Source organism: Donghicola tyrosinivorans (assembly GCF_003003355.1).
GTDB lineage: Bacteria > Pseudomonadota > Alphaproteobacteria > Rhodobacterales > Rhodobacteraceae > Donghicola > Donghicola tyrosinivorans.
Genome location: NZ_PVTQ01000012.1, coordinates 1 through 15,510, shown reverse-complemented (window position 1 = coordinate 15,510; position 15,510 = coordinate 1). Strand labels below are relative to the sequence as shown.

Annotated in this window: 15 protein-coding genes; 7 read left to right on the top strand and 8 right to left on the bottom strand. The window is 59.9% G+C overall.

What is annotated here, in order from left to right:
* Window positions 1–20: 20 nt before the first annotated feature.
* A complete protein-coding gene (locus CLV74_RS15565; RefSeq protein ID WP_106266562.1) occupies window positions 21–668 on the top strand; it encodes a DUF1523 family protein in 648 nt (215 codons plus the stop codon).
* 8 nt (window positions 669–676) lie between these two features.
* Here the strand turns inward: CLV74_RS15565 and CLV74_RS15560 are convergent, their stop codons facing one another.
* The gene (locus tag CLV74_RS15560) at window positions 677–1,360 is read right to left on the bottom strand and encodes a DUF4336 domain-containing protein (protein ID WP_106266560.1); all 684 of its coding nucleotides are present in this window, start codon (window positions 1,358–1,360) and stop codon (window positions 677–679) included.
* Window positions 1,361–1,529: 169 nt separating this feature from the next.
* Window positions 1,530–1,715, bottom strand: coding sequence for a zinc-finger domain-containing protein (locus tag CLV74_RS15555; protein ID WP_106266828.1), 186 nt, complete (start codon window positions 1,713–1,715; stop codon window positions 1,530–1,532).
* 78 nt (window positions 1,716–1,793) lie between these two features.
* Here CLV74_RS15555 and CLV74_RS15550 point away from each other — a divergent pair, with 78 nt between their 5' ends.
* Window positions 1,794–2,741 (top strand): ABC transporter ATP-binding protein, encoded by a 948-nt coding sequence (locus tag CLV74_RS15550; protein ID WP_245888568.1) that lies wholly within the window; start codon window positions 1,794–1,796, stop codon window positions 2,739–2,741.
* Window positions 2,742–2,747: 6 nt separating this feature from the next.
* Here CLV74_RS15550 and CLV74_RS15545 read toward each other — a convergent pair whose 3' ends face one another.
* The 3 genes from CLV74_RS15545 to CLV74_RS15535 form a co-directional block, all read right to left on the bottom strand.
* Window positions 2,748–3,464, bottom strand: coding sequence for a hypothetical protein (locus CLV74_RS15545; protein WP_106266558.1), 717 nt, complete (start codon window positions 3,462–3,464; stop codon window positions 2,748–2,750).
* Window positions 3,465–3,534: 70 nt separating this feature from the next.
* Window positions 3,535–3,906 carry a histidine triad nucleotide-binding protein gene (locus CLV74_RS15540; RefSeq protein ID WP_106266556.1) on the bottom strand — a complete coding sequence of 124 codons (372 nt, stop codon included), beginning with the start codon at window positions 3,904–3,906 and terminating at the stop codon, window positions 3,535–3,537.
* Window positions 3,907–3,914: 8 nt separating this feature from the next.
* The gene (locus CLV74_RS15535; RefSeq protein WP_106266554.1) at window positions 3,915–5,492 is read right to left on the bottom strand and encodes a DUF5928 domain-containing protein; all 1,578 of its coding nucleotides are present in this window, start codon (window positions 5,490–5,492) and stop codon (window positions 3,915–3,917) included.
* A 125-nt stretch (window positions 5,493–5,617) separates the two neighbouring features.
* Here CLV74_RS15535 and CLV74_RS15530 point away from each other — a divergent pair, with 125 nt between their 5' ends.
* Window positions 5,618–6,436 (top strand): sulfotransferase family protein, encoded by an 819-nt coding sequence (locus tag CLV74_RS15530; protein ID WP_106266552.1) that lies wholly within the window; start codon window positions 5,618–5,620, stop codon window positions 6,434–6,436.
* A 125-nt stretch (window positions 6,437–6,561) separates the two neighbouring features.
* Here the strand turns inward: CLV74_RS15530 and CLV74_RS15525 are convergent, their stop codons facing one another.
* From CLV74_RS15525 to CLV74_RS15515, 3 genes are all read right to left on the bottom strand, one after another.
* A complete protein-coding gene (locus tag CLV74_RS15525; protein ID WP_106266550.1) occupies window positions 6,562–8,907 on the bottom strand; it encodes an aldehyde dehydrogenase family protein in 2,346 nt (781 codons plus the stop codon).
* A 3-nt stretch (window positions 8,908–8,910) separates the two neighbouring features.
* Window positions 8,911–9,888 carry a deoxyribose-phosphate aldolase gene (gene deoC / locus CLV74_RS15520; protein ID WP_106266824.1) on the bottom strand — a complete coding sequence of 326 codons (978 nt, stop codon included), beginning with the start codon at window positions 9,886–9,888 and terminating at the stop codon, window positions 8,911–8,913.
* 189 nt (window positions 9,889–10,077) lie between these two features.
* On the bottom strand, window positions 10,078–11,175 hold the full coding sequence (locus CLV74_RS15515; RefSeq protein WP_106266548.1) for a hypothetical protein: 1,098 nt from the start codon (window positions 11,173–11,175) through the stop codon (window positions 10,078–10,080).
* A 156-nt stretch (window positions 11,176–11,331) separates the two neighbouring features.
* On the opposite strand from CLV74_RS15515, the gene CLV74_RS15510 reads away from it, so the two are divergent.
* The 4 genes from CLV74_RS15510 to CLV74_RS15495 are packed head-to-tail and all read left to right on the top strand — an operon-like array spanning window position 11,332 to window position 15,235.
* On the top strand, window positions 11,332–12,297 hold the full coding sequence (locus CLV74_RS15510; protein ID WP_106266546.1) for a metal ABC transporter solute-binding protein, Zn/Mn family: 966 nt from the start codon (window positions 11,332–11,334) through the stop codon (window positions 12,295–12,297).
* A 2-nt stretch (window positions 12,298–12,299) separates the two neighbouring features.
* Window positions 12,300–13,097 (top strand): metal ABC transporter ATP-binding protein, encoded by a 798-nt coding sequence (locus CLV74_RS15505; RefSeq protein WP_211299064.1) that lies wholly within the window; start codon window positions 12,300–12,302, stop codon window positions 13,095–13,097.
* Window positions 13,098–13,100: 3 nt separating this feature from the next.
* Window positions 13,101–14,306, top strand: a complete 1,206-nt coding sequence (locus CLV74_RS15500; RefSeq protein WP_106266542.1) for a metal ABC transporter permease — start codon at window positions 13,101–13,103, stop codon at window positions 14,304–14,306.
* The gene (locus CLV74_RS15495; protein ID WP_106266540.1) at window positions 14,303–15,235 is read left to right on the top strand and encodes a metal ABC transporter permease; all 933 of its coding nucleotides are present in this window, start codon (window positions 14,303–14,305) and stop codon (window positions 15,233–15,235) included. Before CLV74_RS15500 ends, CLV74_RS15495 begins: the two co-directional genes overlap by 4 nt.
* Window positions 15,236–15,510 lie beyond the last annotated feature (275 nt).

Below are 15,510 nucleotides of genomic sequence, written 5' to 3'. Positions count from 1 at the left end.
CTATTTGGGGGCTCTTTGTTATGGCCTATGTGCGTTGGACGTTTATCATTCTGTTTTGGGGCGTGATTGCAGCCTTTCTTCATTACACCTTGCCGCAGACCGACATTGTGCGGATCACGGACACTTATGAAAAGCGACAGGACTTTTCGGGCATCAGCGCCTATTTCTGGGCCAGCCCTGAAACCGAACAGCAGGCCCTGAGCCAATCGCGCGACGTGTTCTTTATCCAGACGTTCGAAGAAGGGGGGAAACCCTCGATCTACCGGAACGAGGATACGGGCTGGGGCTGGCCGCCCTATTTCAAGTTCGACACGGCGAACCTGCAGGCGCGGGCCAGCGATCTGATCTCGAAATCCAATGAAGCGAACCCCACCTGGGTCGCGATCCGCCACTACGGCTGGCGCAGCGAGCTGCTAAGCACCTATCCCAACGCCTTGAGCCTGAAGGTGGTCGAGGGGCCGGATGTGCGGATCATCCCTTGGACTTCGATCATCGTGCTGGTGGTGCTGGCTGTCCTGTTTCTGGCGGCGCGCACCCGTTGGCGCCGGTTCAAAGCCCGCCGCATCGATCCTGTCTTCGACGATGTGGAAGACCGGATGGAAGCGATCGACGACCATTACGACAGCATCACCCACCGTTTGCGCCGGTGGTGGCGCGGCAAGGCCTGAAACCTAGTTTAAAGCCAGCTAAAGGCGCGGGAGACCGCGCTTTTTGCGTCTCTGGCCACCAGTGGACCGTGTGCCATTAGCAAATTCTGAGTGGGCCAAGCCTTGATCTTGCGCAGACCGTGACGGGCTGCGCTGCGGTTCACGAAGGCCATGCGGAACTTGCGCGGGACTGTCGGGCTATTGGCGGTCAGCCGATCCAGATCGGCGACAATTCCGCGCCAGCCGTGAAACCAGCCCTTCGGAAAGCTCTGAATCAGATCGGTGAACAAGACCGTGCCGCTGGGTTTGTGAAAGAACACAACCTCTGTCGTGATCAGATTGCCCTTCATCAAGGCCTGATCAATCTCTTCCGCCCACGCGGAATCGGGAGTCTCGTTCAGTTCTTTGTGCACTTCCAGATCGCGGCGTTTCTTTTGCAAACGCGGGGCGGCATGCAGAATGGCAAAGGGGTAGGCGGTCTGCCAGTCCTTGATCCACAGGTGATGCAGGTGGTTCGGAGCGGCGATATGGGTCACGGGGCCAATGCGATCAACGGCATTTTTTAGCTCCGGGGTCAGGGCCACAGGCGACCAGATAAACACCGCGCCGCTTTCCAGCTGAATGACGGCCATCCGTGTTGGATAGCGAAATCCCGCGACGGACACTTCCCGTCCTGCGGTCATCCAGATGCCCGTACCGATCTGCTGCAACATTTATGCAAAACCCTAAAATGATAACATTCTACAACCTAAGGGTTATTTTGGGCCTTTTCCACAAAGCAAATGTGCCGATTTTGTGGCACGGCAATCTTCCGCCCATATAGAAAGACCCGCGGGCGATGGCCTGCGGGTCTTGCAAAAATATCAGATGGATCGCTGGGGATCAGTCGGCGGCTTTGTCCGCGAAATCCTTGTGGATGTACTTTGCGTCGCAGTAGCCGCATTCTACGTAGCCTTTGACTTCGTCGATTTGCAGGTAGACGCGGGGGTGCCCAAGCGCGCCCTCGCCCCCGTCACAGGCAACGCGGTAGCTGTCAACGATCTTGGTTTCGGGTGCTTTGGTGGTCATTTCTGTCCTCACAGTTGTCGGAGCGCGGTTTGCACGTTAGGTGCGATACTATCCACACATTGGCAAGGGGCAAGACTTGTGAGCGACGCAATCGAGATCAAAGGTCTGAAGAAAACCTACGCAGGGTCTGGCAAAGCCGCCCCGAAAGAGGCGCTGAAGGGTATCGATCTGTCAATTCCCCGTGGATCTGTCTTCGGTTTGCTTGGGCCGAACGGTGCGGGTAAGTCCACGTTGATCAACATTTTGGCCGGTCTGGTGGTGAAGACCGAAGGCAGCGTGAAAATCTGGGGCTGGGATCAGGACGTAAACCCGCGCCAGAGCCGCGCCTCGATCGGGGTAATGCCGCAGGAACTGAACCTTGACCCGTTCTTCACGCCCCGCGCCGCGCTAGAGGTGCAGGCCGGTCTTTATGGCGTGCCCCGTGCGCAGCGCCGCAGCGATGAACTGCTTGAAATGCTGGGACTTGCGGATAAGGCCCACGCCTATGCGCGGACCCTCTCGGGCGGGATGCGCCGCCGGTTGCTGCTGGGAAAGGCGCTGGTTCATAACCCCCATATTCTAGTGCTGGACGAGCCCACCGCCGGTGTGGACATCGGCCTGCGTCAGATGCTGTGGGACAATGTCCGCCGTTTGAATCAGGAAGAAGGCAAGACCATCATTCTGACCACCCATTATCTGGAAGAAGCCGAAGAGATGTGCGACCAGATCGCCATCATCAACCAAGGCGAAAAGATCGCGCAGGATACCACCGCGAATATGCTGGGGCGTCTGGATGCCAAAGCGATGGTCATTGTCCCCGATCACGACGTGACCACGATGCCGCAGGGCGAGGGGCTGGATGTCTCGCGCCGCGACGACGGTGCCTTGGTGATCCGCTATCGCAGTAACACGACCACGGCGGATCGTGTCCTTGGCGCGGTACGTGAGGCGGGAATCACGATTCGCGACGTAAAGACCGAAGAGGCAGACCTTGAGGACGTGTTCCTTGAGTTGACCAACACGGGCCGCGCCCACGCGCGGGGTTAAGACGGGCTAGGCCGGATAGATCTGCGACCATAGATCGACGACGGCCTCTTCATCCCCGTCAAAGAGGGGCTGCAAGAAGTCTCCGATCACGCCAACCGCGCCGTCGGTCAGCTCTCCGGCGGCTTTGCCCACGAATTTGCGGGCCAGATCCCCAAGGGCTGACCGCAACAGACCCGGCAGGGATTTGTCCCGCAGCTTGCCTGTCCGGTAGAGGCCGCGCTTTACCGCGTCTTGTTGGTCCTCGGACAACATGGCGGCCAGAACATGGGCCAGACCAGAGACCGGCAGCCGCACGATACTGGCGCTAAAGCTGGCGTCGGTCACCACATGGGCGCGGCGGCAAATTTCGCGCAGGTGGGCTTGGACCAGAGGGTTTTCGACTTCTAGGACGAACCAGTTGTGATCGCGGAAATAGCTGTCGTTCAGCATCACGGTTTTGACCTGCTCTTGCAGGCGCGCGTGGCTTTCGACCTGCCGGATTTGCAGATCAAACAGCAATGCCCGTGCGCGGGTCCGGCTGATCCGCAGGTCGGTCATCAGATCATATAGCGATGGCGCGGCCCCCAGTGCGCCGCAGTCTTGCAACATCCCGTACACCAGCAGATCGACCTCTCGTTTCGGCAGGGTGCCGAAGGCGGGGGCGCAGTAGGCCGTCAGAAATTGATCCAGCAGCGCCTTGGCCTGAGGGCCGTCCAGTGCATCAAGTGTCCGTGCGATATCCATGAAAAAGGCCCTCTGCCAGCTGGCAAAGAGCCTGAAATTGATCGGTAAACAGCCGGTAAATCCAGCGCGCTTAGTCCGCGCGGGACAACATCCGGCCCAGATTGCGACCGCCCAGAATATGCACATGCAGGTGGGGCACCTCTTGCACGCCATTCTCGCCCGCGTTGGCGATCAGACGAAAGCCGTTCTCTTCCACGCCCATCATCTTGCACACTTCGCCCACAGCGCGGGTAAAGCCGATGATTTCGGCGTCCGAGGCATCCTGAGCAAAGTGGTCATAGCAGACATAGGGGCCCTTGGGGATCACCAGCACATGGATTGGCGCTTGGGGCGCGATGTCGTGAAAGGCCAGCGCATGCTCGGTCTCAAGCACGGTTTTGTTGGGAATCTCGCCGCGCAGGATTTTCGCGAAAATGTTCTGGTCGTCGTAGGTATAGCTCATGACGGGCCTCAATCAGCAAACAGGTGTTCGGTTTCGGCTATCTCTAGCGCCGTGTCGATGTCCACCTCAAGGAATTGTAGAAGCGCGTTGCCGTTTTCCTCAGTCGAGGCGGTCTCCTTGATGGTGTAGTAGTGATCCAGAGATTCATCGCGGATGCGGTCCACCTCAAAGTGCAGGTCGTTGCGCAGGGTGGGCACCAGTCGTTCCAGCTGCTCTTGCGTGGTGTGATCCCCTGCTAGCCCTGTGCGTTTCGCGTGACCGATTAGGTATTCGTCGGTGAACTCGCAATCGATCTCCAGAATGCGGGTAGATGAGCGGTCCGAGACAAAGTCCAGCAGCAGGTCCAGATTACTGGGGTCCATGCACATCATCATTTTGTCCGAATCATAGTAGTCGAACAGCATCCGCACCAAGGCGCGACGATGCCGTGCGCGCTTGTTTTTTGAGCTTTCGATGCCGCCCAGATCGGGAAGATCGCCGCCTTCTTCGTCAAAAATGTAGTCGGGACCGGGAATGTCGGTGTGGTTGCGAATCTGTTCCGTCACCCGTTTGGCCACGTGCCACTTCTTGCAGACCAGCACCAGCAGCGCGCGGTGACGGCCAAGCGTGCTTTCCGCCTCCCAGAAGCGGGGGGCGAAACGGCGCCCGATCCGGCCACGGCCCGCTAGGAACCGATAGAGGTTCCGCCCTTCGCCCGAGATCTTGAACTCGACCCCTTCGCTGGCCCACAGGTCGCCCAAACGGGCCCGCAGTTCCTTCGCTTCGGGGCTGATCTTGCGGGCAAACAGGAAGTCCTGACTGAGCAGCATATCATAGTGGTCGTTATAGAAATTCACTGGCATCCCGTAGTCCGAGAACATCAGGAACGTCAGCGTGCGGGTGCGGATTTCCACTTCGGGGACCAAGTGCCGGACAAGGGTCTGAAAGAAGGTCTCATCGGGAATCCAAGAGGTCCGGAAGAACTTCATCACGTCCTTGCGGGCCTTGGTGAAGGCCACGATTGCCTCAATGGTCTGGCGGCGCAGACACCACCACTGGGACCCGATCATCACCTGTATATCATGGGGAATGGGGCGGGTCAGACCAAGGCGCTGCTGCACTTCAAGGGACTTGTAGAACAACCACTTATTGTTTCGCTCATTGAACCAATGGCGGTAGATCAGACGCTCTTCCTTGATGCCGGTTTTGATCCAGTCGCTCTCGAAGAAATCGAAACTTTCAATAAAGTCAGCGTCGTTCCGGTCCAGATAGTCATGGGCGTATTCAGCGGATTTCACCGACATGCAATCGCCCGACAACATGTAAAAATGGGTTGCACGAGGAAAGGCGTCCAACGCCGCCTCAACTGCATAGAGCGATGCCTCGACGAGGCTCCATTCACCCCAGCCGCATTTGATCCGCTTTTTGGCGAAAGCGACGTTCGGATTGTCGGCCAAGGCTTCTCGGATGGCCGCGTAATGCTCGGGCTTCGCTCTCGCGTCAAAGTGGATCGCCATGTAGTCGCCCACAGCCGTAAGGCGTTGTGCCTGTGCGATGATCGCTTCGGGGTCCTTGTGGCATAAAAGGATGAAGGCGATGCGCGACATGTATCCGACTATCCAAAAATCTAAGGTTCTATCCTTAGTTAGAAGAGAAGCAGAATTGAATAAACCGTCAATCTTTGCTTTCTATAGCTAAATTGAGTGAAGAGCGGTTTGCGTAGGAGATTTGCATGGGCTTTCCCGGAACCTGGATGACCGAAAGCGAAAGCGTGGTCTATCGTGTCGTACCCAAGTGTGCGTGCTCGACCATCGGTCAGATCATGTTTTATTCGGACCATGGTCGTTTCTTCGATGGAGACATCCACGACTCGACCAGTGGTCTGCACAAGTGGTCCCAGGACGTTAGCCAGCCGTTGATCGAGGCGAATGTGAAGGCCCACAAGAGCTACGCCTTCACCTGCGTGCGCAACCCCTACACGCGCATCCTGTCGTCATTCTTCGACAAGATCTGCGGCATACAGCGCAACGGTCGCCGCTATCGCGGCAATCTGGTGCCGCTTTTGATCCAGAAATACGGGATCGAAGTCGGCGGCGAAGACGGCAAGCAGGAGTTTGACCAGATCCAGTCCTTCCGCCGCTTTTTGCTATTCGCTCGTGACACCATCCGTTGGCGGCGTCCGATGGAGCCTGACATCCACTGGTCAGCCATGTCCGGTCACGTCAGCACCTTCATTGTGAACGGCGGGCATTACGATAAGATTTTCTGGACCGAGCAGTTCAACGACGGCATGCAGCAGGTGCTGGACGCGATTGAAACGCCGCACAGCGTCGATCTGGCCAACATCCCGCGTTTCAATGAATCCGAAGGCCACGGCCCCAAACGTGCCCATCCTGTTGAAGATTACTTCGACGATCTGTCCATGCATCTGGTCTACGAGATCTTCCACAAGGACTTCGATCTGTTCAAATACGACTTCGAAAATCCGGGGAACAAAATGCCGATCGGCGAGATTGATCTTGATGAGGTTCACGCCAAACTGGGCGAGTAAAATCCTTCGACGAAGGATTTTATCCTGATGATCTTCTGCGAAGATCACATTCGCCGTTGGTGAAGAATTTTCGCAGAAAATTCTTTTTTGGCCGCCGCTCTTCGCAGAAGAGCGGCGGCTTTGCTTTATTCGCCGTAAGGCACCCAGATGTTCTTGACGCGGGTCGCTTCACGCAGGAACTCGGCTCCTTCGCCTTCAGTCCCGTTCCAATCGCGCGAGAGGCCGTTGTTGACCCATGTGCGTTTGAGGTTGGTCGAAGAGGCGGTCTCGATTTGCGCCGAAATATCGCTGCTGCTGAAAGACCAGACAGAGGCCACATCCATATGCTGTGCCATGGGTTTTGCAAGTTCAGTGTGCGACCCGGTCAGAAGGTTTACCACGCCTGAAGGCACGTCAGAGGTTTCCAGCACCTGAATGAAATCGGTGGCCGACAGGGGCATCGCCTCGGATGCGACCAGAACGCAGGTGTTCCCCATCGCCATCAGCGGCGCCATCACAGAGATCAGACCCAGCAGCGGCGTCTCATCGGGGCAGAAAGCACCGACAACGCCAACGGGTTCGTTCATCGCCATGGCGACGCCTTTGATCGGCACCCCATGGACGCGGCCATCGTATTTGTCGGCCCATGCCGCATAGGTGAACAGGCGGTCGATGGCACCTTTGACCTCGGCGGTGCCGCCGCCTTTGCCGGTGATGGCGTCAATCCGCTCGGCGAACTCGAAGGCGCGAGCCGAGAGGTTTTCGGCCATATAGTAAAGGATCTGGGCTCGCAGGTGGCCGGTGGATTTGCTCCAGCCTTTTGCAGCGTGGGCGGCCTCGACGGCGTTGCGCAGGTCTTTGCGGTTGGCCAGGCTGACCATGCCCGCCATTGCGCCGTCGGCCTGCCAGACAGGCGCCGAATAGCCGCCATCAGGGCGCGCTTGCTTGCCGCCGATATAGAGCTTGGCGGTCCGGTCGATCGCGTCTGCGGGTTTCCCCTCACCGGTCTTAGCGGTCACGGGCTTCAGGGGCTGGGGATCGCGGTCGGACTTGGTGTAGGCAGCAAGGCCCTCCCATCCGCCTTCTCGGCCAAAGCCGCTTTCCCGCACGCCACCGAAACCGGCAGCCGCGTCGAACATGTTGGTGCCGTTGATCCAGACCACGCCCGCCTCAAGCTGGGGGGCAAGGTTCAGGGCGCGGTTGATGTTCTCGGTCCAGACGGTTGCGGCCAGACCATAGCGGGTGTTGTTGGCGATCTGCGCTGCTTCCGAAGGCAAGCGGAAAGTCGTGGCCGCCAGAACGGGGCCAAAGATCTCCTCTTGCATCAACGTATCAGCGGGCGAGAGGCCGGTGATCAGTGTTGGCGGGTAATAGCAGCCCGATGCGGGCATCGGGATATCGGCGCGAAAGATGTCTCCGGTCGTGCAACTGTCCACCAATTTGGTGATGGTTTCGACCTGCACGGGGTCCACGATGGCACCCACGTCGATGCATTTGTCCAAGGGATCGCCCACGCGCAGTTGGTTCATGCGGGCTTTCAGGCGGCTGTAGAAATCCTCGGCGATGCCTTCCTGCACCAAAAGGCGGCTACCTGCGCAGCAGACTTGGCCTTGGTTGAACCAGATCGCATCGACCAAGCCTTCGACGGCGCTGTCCAGATCGGCGTCTTCAAAGACGATGTAGGGGGACTTGCCGCCAAGCTCTAGCGTCAGGGCCTTGCCCGAACCTGCGGTCGCTTCGCGGATGCGGCGGCCTACGGCGGTGCTGCCGGTGAAGGCCACCTTGTCGACCTTGGCGTTCACCACCATTTCGCCCACTGCGCCATCGCCGGTGACGATGTTCACCACCCCTTCGGGCAGTCTGATCTGCGCGCAAATCTCTGCGAAATACAGCGCGGTCAGGCTGGTGTATTCCGCCGGTTTCAGAACCACGGTGTTGCCCATCGCCAGCGCAGGCGCGACCTTCCACGCCAGCATCAGTAGGGGGAAGTTCCACGGGATCACCTGACCGCAGACGCCCAAGGGTACGCGGCCTTCAATCTCTTTCTCCATCAATTGGGCATAGCCCGCGTGGTGGTAAAAGTGGCGCTGGACCAGCGGGATATCGATATCGCGGGATTCGCGGATGGGTTTACCGTTGTCCAGCGTCTCAAGCACCGCCAGCATCCGGCCATGTTTTTGCAGGGCGCGGGCTAGGGCGTACATGTGGCGGGCGCGGCCTGCGCCACCCAAGGCGGCCCATTTGGGCTGCGCAATGCGGGCGGCTTTGACAGCGGTGTCCACATCTTTCTGGCTGGCTTGGGTCAGCGTTGCCAGAGTTGCGCCAGTGGCAGGGTTGCTGGTTTCAAAGCTGGCCTTGCCGGGCTTGGTGAAAGCGCCATCGATGAAATGACCAAAGGCGTTGCCACGGCTTTCCAGCCATGCCAGCGCTTCAGCAGCGGATTCGGGGGCGGGGCCATAGCTCATGGTCTCGAAGATCTCTTTGACGGACATGGTTTACCCCATCGGGTGACGGTGGGCGGCGCTGTATGCACCGGTGATGCGATGATCCAACTGGCGCTCAATGTCGCCCAAGAGGGACGAGGCGCCAAAGCGGAAGAGGTCGGGGCGCAGCCAACGATCGCCAAGCTCTTCCTTGATCAGAGCCAGATAGTTGATCGCGTCTTTCGCCTTGCTGATGCCACCTGCGGGTTTGTAGCCCACCACATGGCCGGTCTTGGCATAATAGTCGCGGATCGCCCGCAGCATGACCAAGGTGACGGGAAGCGTGGCGTTCACAGGCTCTTTCCCGGTCGAGGTCTTGATGAAATCCGCACCGGCCATCATGCACACAAGGCTGGCCTTGGCGACGTTGGACAGCGGGCCAAGTTCGCCCGTTGCAAGGATCGCTTTGACATGGGCGTGACCGCAAGCATCGCGGAAGGCGCGCATCTCATCATAGAGCGCCTGCCAGTTGCCGGTCAGCACATGGCGGCGCGAGATGACGATGTCGATCTCATGGGCGCCGGCTTTGACGGATTCCTCGATCTCGGCGATGCGTAGATGCAGGGGCGACAGGCCCGCGGGAAAACCGGTCGAGACCGCGGCAACGGGGATCGCAGTGCCCTTCAGCCCCTGAACTGCCGGAGCGATCATGTCATGGTAAACGCAGACTGCGCCCACGGTCAGGCCGGTCATCCCAAGCGCTTCCAGAATGTCGGCGCGGACGGGCTGGCGGGCTTTGGCGGTCAGGCGGGCCACGCGGCCCGCTGTGTCATCGCCGGACAATGTGGTCAGGTCGATACAGCTGATCGCACGGCACAGCCATGCGGCCTGATAGTCCTTTTTCACGCTGCGCCGTCCGGGCAGCGTGGCGCAGCGGCGCTCGATCGCGGGGGTGTTGGCGCGGGCCGCGCCCACCCATTCCACATCCAGGGGAACCCCTGGATTGCGGGCAAAGCTGGCGTCAGCGGCCAAATCATAAGTGGATGTCACAAAGGCACCCTTTTCTGGAAAGTTGACTTTTTGGTCAAAATGCCACGCACATTCAGCAGGAGCAAGCGCGGCGCTGACCCGTTCCTCACGGGCAGAATGGGGGCAAGGGCGGGTAATTTCCAAGAGAAATTACAGGTATATCCGCCGTGTGGGCCCTGTCATGGATCAGATGTGACGTTGCGTATGGGGTCAGGCGGGTGGGCCAAAGACCTCGGCCAGCACAGCTGCGGCCTCTGGATCGGGCAGCTTGTTCTTCTCTTCCTTGTTCCAGCGGCCCGCTTTCCAACCGGTCGAGATCGCGTGACAGTGCCAGAACTCGCCCCTCTTTGAAGTGAAAAGCGACGGCAGCGGCAGCTTTTCCAGCAGGTGTGTGTCCCATTGAAATCCGCCCAAAGGCCCCGATGGCACGATGCACCATTTGGTCGGGCAGCGTTTGCCGTCTGTAGCGCGGTAGGTGTGGGACTGGTGCAGGGCAGGCTCGGACGCATCGGGGTCGGGGTAGCGCCACGTGCCGGGCAAGCGGACGTATTTGCCCATGCTCTGCTGCGCCAGATCGAAAACCGTGGTGCCGGGGGTGTAGATCAACTCGTCAATGTCACAGCTTAGAACGGCGCGGGCTTGCCCCAGCCAGCGCAGGCGCAGGACGTTGAACAGGGCCGTTTGCAGGTACTTCTCTGTGCGGGCAAAGGGGGCCTTGCCGCGCGGGCCGTATTTCCACGGCACTGACAGCACCAGCACTTGTTTCAGGTCCGTCAGCGACAAGGCATCGCGAATGTCTTGAAGGCCGTAGGTCTCTGACCCGTTGTCCATCAGGATCAGCGCCTCAAGCCCGTGCATGGTCTGGTGATACCGGGCAAAGTCCACGATCCAGCGCAGATCATTGTCTTTGCTCAGGCACAGAGCGGTGTTCAGACCCGCGAACATCTGGGGCGCGGCGGCGTTGACCTCTGAACTGACCGTCGTGCCGAAGGCAGATAGCGAGACCTGCTTAGGCGCGGTGCTAGCCTTCAGCTCAATAATGTCGTGACGATAATACTGACACAGGCGGGCGATTTTCACCGGCGTCCCGTCCAGTGCGAACTGCCCCTTTTGCACATGGGCCTTCAGGTTGTTCAGCTTGGGGCAGACCAGATGCACGCGGCCATCCCGCCAGATCGCATCATACCATAGCGTGTCATCGTCAAAGCCCTCGGCGTAGCCCTGAAGCTGGTACTTCGGCTTTAGCCGCGACTCGCGGCGGGGGGCGTTGGCGGGCAGCGACAGGTGGCTCAGGGCGTCTTGGGGCATGGTCTGCCTTGGATTTGGGGTCAGTTTTCTTGGGGTCTGTCTGTCTTTTAGGCGTGCAACTGTCAAATCTCAAAAATGTTAATGCGAATTATTCGCATTTAGTTGACTTAGTTGCGAGCCGTTCTCATATCTAATGCAACGAGCACCGGAGGACCGATGATCAACCGCCGCCAGTTTCTTGGCGCAGCCAGCGCATTTGCCGTAGCGGGAACACCGCTGCGGGCGCAGGCGTCTCTGCAAGTGGTGGCGACGACGGGGATGATCGCGGACACGGCCAAGGTGATTGGCGGTGATCTGGTGCAGGTGGCGGGCATGATGGGATCGGGTATTGATCCCCACTCCTACCGCCAAACCCGCAGCGATATTGTGGATATGGTTCGCGCCGATCTGACCCTGTGGCATGGCCTTTATCTGGAAGCCCAGATGGAAGAGTTCTTTGCCGCGCTGGATCGCAAGCGGGCCGTAACCCCCGTGGCCGAGGCCGTGCCGGTGGCGCTGCGTCTGGCCCATGAGGATTACCAGAACCGTTTTGACCCCCATGTCTGGATGGACCCAAGCCTGTGGACCTATGTGGCCCGAGAGATCGGCCGCACGATGGGTGATCTGGTTCCCGAACATGCGCAGGCCTTGCAGCAGAGGGCAGAGGATTATGTCACTGAACTGACTGCCCTGCGCGCCTACGCCGACGATGTTCTGTCGACCGTGCCGCAAGAGGCGCGGGTTCTGGTCTCGGCCCACGACGCGTTCCGCTATTTCGGGCGGGCGTTCGGCTATGAGGTGCTGGGGGTTCAGGGCATCTCGACCGAATCCGAGGCTGGCTTGAACCGCATCGGCCAGTTGGTTGATGTGCTGGTTCAGCGACAAGTGGGCGCGGTGTTCATCGAAAGCTCGGTCTCGGAACGGAACGTTCGTGCCTTGATCGAAGGCGCTGCGGCCCGCGGACATGAGGTTCGCATCGGCGGACAGCTGTTTTCCGACGCTATGGGGCCTGCGGGGACCTATGAAGGAACCTATCTGGGCATGATCGATTATAATGTGACGCAGATCGCACGCGCTTTGGGTGGCTCTGCGCCGGACCGCGGATATCGCGGAAAATTGCAACAGGAAGGCTCGAACGCATGAGCATGTTGTCTCTGATCAGTAAAGAAGGGCGCCGTGTGCTGCCTGACACCAGCGATGACGCACTGACCGTGCGCGGGCTGACGGTGTCTTACGGGGGCAAGCCGGTGGTGTTCTCGGTGGATATGTCGGTGCCGAAAGGGGCGATGATGGCGATCATCGGTCCGAACGGCGCGGGTAAGTCCACCACGTTGAAGGCCATCCTCGGGGTGATCCGCCCCCTGTCGGGGCAGGTGGCCCTGTTTGGCAAACCCTTGAATGAGGTGCGCCGCAAGGTGGCCTATGTGCCCCAGCGTGCCAGCGTGGATTGGGACTTCCCAACCCGTGTCATCGATGTGGTGCTGATGGGCATGTACCGTCAGGTGGGTCTTCTGGGGCGGACAACTGCCCGCCACCGTGCCGCTGCCGAAGACTGTTTGCGCCGCGTGGGGATGGAGGCTTTTGCCGACCGCCAGATTGGTCAGTTGTCCGGCGGCCAGCAGCAACGGGTGTTTCTAGCCCGCGCCTTGGCGCAGGACGCAGATCTGTATCTGCTGGACGAGCCATTCGCGGGCGTTGATGCGGCGACCGAGCGGGCGATCATCACCGTTCTCAAAGACCTTCAGGCACGGGGCAAGACGGTGATCGCCGTTCACCATGACCTGAGCACGGTGTCCGAGTATTTCGACCGTGTCTTTATCATTAACACCCACCGCGTTGCCGAAGGCCCTCTCGCGCAGGCCTTTACCGAAGAGAACCTGCAAACCGCCTACGGCGGGCGTCTGGGAACCAGCCATCTGGGCGCGGTCGCGGGCGGAGTCTAAGCCATGTTGTGGCAGGCACTCGGGCTTGGCCTTGGCTATAACGCAACACTTGTCACTATTGGCGCGGCCTTGCTTGGTGGGGCTGCGGGCGGTTGCGGCACCTTTCTGACCCTGCGCAAACGGGCGCTGGTCAGTGATGCGATCAGCCATGCCACCCTGCCCGGTGTTGCGCTGGCCTTTATCGCCGCCTCTCTGCTGGGATTTGACGGACGCAGCCTGCCGGTGCTGCTGGCGGGCTCGGCCCTGTCGGCGTTGGCGGGGCTATTGTGTGTGCAATGGCTGACCAACCGCACGCGCTTGTCCGAGGACGCCGCCATCGGCGCGGTCCTTTCGGTGTTCTTCGGCGCAGGTGTTGTGCTGTTGACGGTCATCCAGTCCATGTCCGCCACGGGGCAAGCAGGGCTTGAGGGCTTTTTGCTTGGCGCGACCGCTGGGATGCTTCAGTCCGAGGCCCTTTTGATCGCCATCGGCGGCGGTCTGGCGCTATTGGCGTTGTTGATTCTGCGGCGACCCCTGACGTTAGTGGCCTTTGATGAGGAATTCGCGACCTCGCTTGGTATCAACGTCCGCCATATGGATCTGGCGGCGATGGCGCTGGTGATGGCGGTGACGGTGATCGGCCTGAAGGTCGTGGGCCTGATCCTGATCGTCGCCCTGCTGATCATCCCGCCCGTGACTGCCCGCTTCTGGTCCGAGCAAAGCCATCGCGTGGTGTTGCTGGCCTCTGTCTTTGGGGCGATTTCGGGGTATCTGGGCGCGGCTCTGTCCGCCGCCTATCCCGGTTTGCCCACTGGTGCGCTGATTGTGCTGGTTGCTGCGGGCCTGTTTGTGATCTCGATCCTGCTGTCGCCCCGTCGGGGCGTGCTGGCGGCGATGCTGTCCCATATGAAATTCCGCGATGCGGTGCATTTGCGGCAGGGCATTCTGGCATTGGCCAATGGACAGCCGGTGTTCGAGCCCCTGACCCTGCGCATTCTTAAGCGCAACAACTTGATCCGTCCTGATGGCGTGCTGACTGACAAAGGCCGCGCCGCTGCCGCCCGCGCCGTGCTGGACGAGGCACGCTGGCAGCACATCCGTCACCGCTCGGAATATGAGGTGGCGCTGACCCAATATGACGGCCTCGGCCCGATTGAACGGGTGCTGACCCAAGACCAACTGGCAGAGATCGACCGCCAGATCGGCGGCCCGCGCGAGGCCACCCTATGATTGGCGCTGAGTTCGTCCCTCTGTCGCTGCCCCCTATGGTGATTGGCACGCTGGCCGCCGTGGCCTGCGCCTTGCCGGGGAACTTTCTGCTGCTGCGCCGTCAGGCGTTGGTAGGGGATGCCATCAGCCATGTGGTCCTGCCGGGGATCGTCTTGGCCTTTGTCCTGACGGGCAGCATCGGCGCGTGGGCCATGATGCTGGGGGCGGGCATCGCTGCCCTGATCGCCGTCGCCTTGATCGAGCTGATCAAGAGGATCGGTGGCATTGAGCCCGGCGCGGCAATGGGTGTCGTCTTTACCTCTATGTTCGCGGGTGGTGTGCTGCTGCTTGAACGCTCTGATACCTCTGGCGTCCATCTTGATGTTGAACACGCGATGATGGGCAATCTTGAATCCCTCATCTGGCTGGACGCGACAGGGTGGGGATCGCTGTTTGACCCCGAGGCGTTGGCCTATCTGCCCCCCGAACTGGGGCGTTTGGCTGTGACCTTGGCAGTTGTTGTTGCCTTCATTGGCCTCTTCTGGCGTCCCCTGCGGATCGCGACCTTCGATCCCGGTTATGCACAGGTGCTTGGGGTCCGGACCGGATGGCTGGGGCTTGGCTTGGTGGTTGTGGCTGCGATGGCTGCGGTAGCGGCTTTTGATGCGGTCGGCTCGATCATCGTGATTGCGATGTTCATCTGCCCGCCAGCGGCAGCCCGTCTGATGACCAACCGTCTTGAGCGTCAGGTCATGTGGTCTGTCTTCTTCGCTGTGCTGTCGGCCAACATTGGATATGTCCTGGCGGGCTATGGCCCGATCTGGCTTGGCGCACGGGATTCCGTGAGCGCCGCAGGCATGGTGGCGACGGTTTCGGGTCTGATCCTGTTTGCGGCCGCAGTGTGGGGCCCGTGCCGTCATCGCGCGGGTGCCGAGGCTGCGGCCCAGTAAGGGCACTCACTGTTGCGATTTTCCGTTAGCGCCTTAGGTGAAATGGGCTGTTTTGTGTGGCGCAGCGCAGCATTCTGGAGGTCAAATCTACCCGTTTTCGCCTGCCTGAGCCATTTTAACATTTAAAATCAGTTACTTACGATTTTTCTGCGTTTGCGGTGTATTTTCTTTGATTTAGGTCTTGCGACTCTTCTCGCCTATCCGTAGAAGACCCCTCACCGGCGGCGCTGAGGCGCGGTTGGGGCGGACGGGACGGTCGCAAGGCTGTTTGGTTC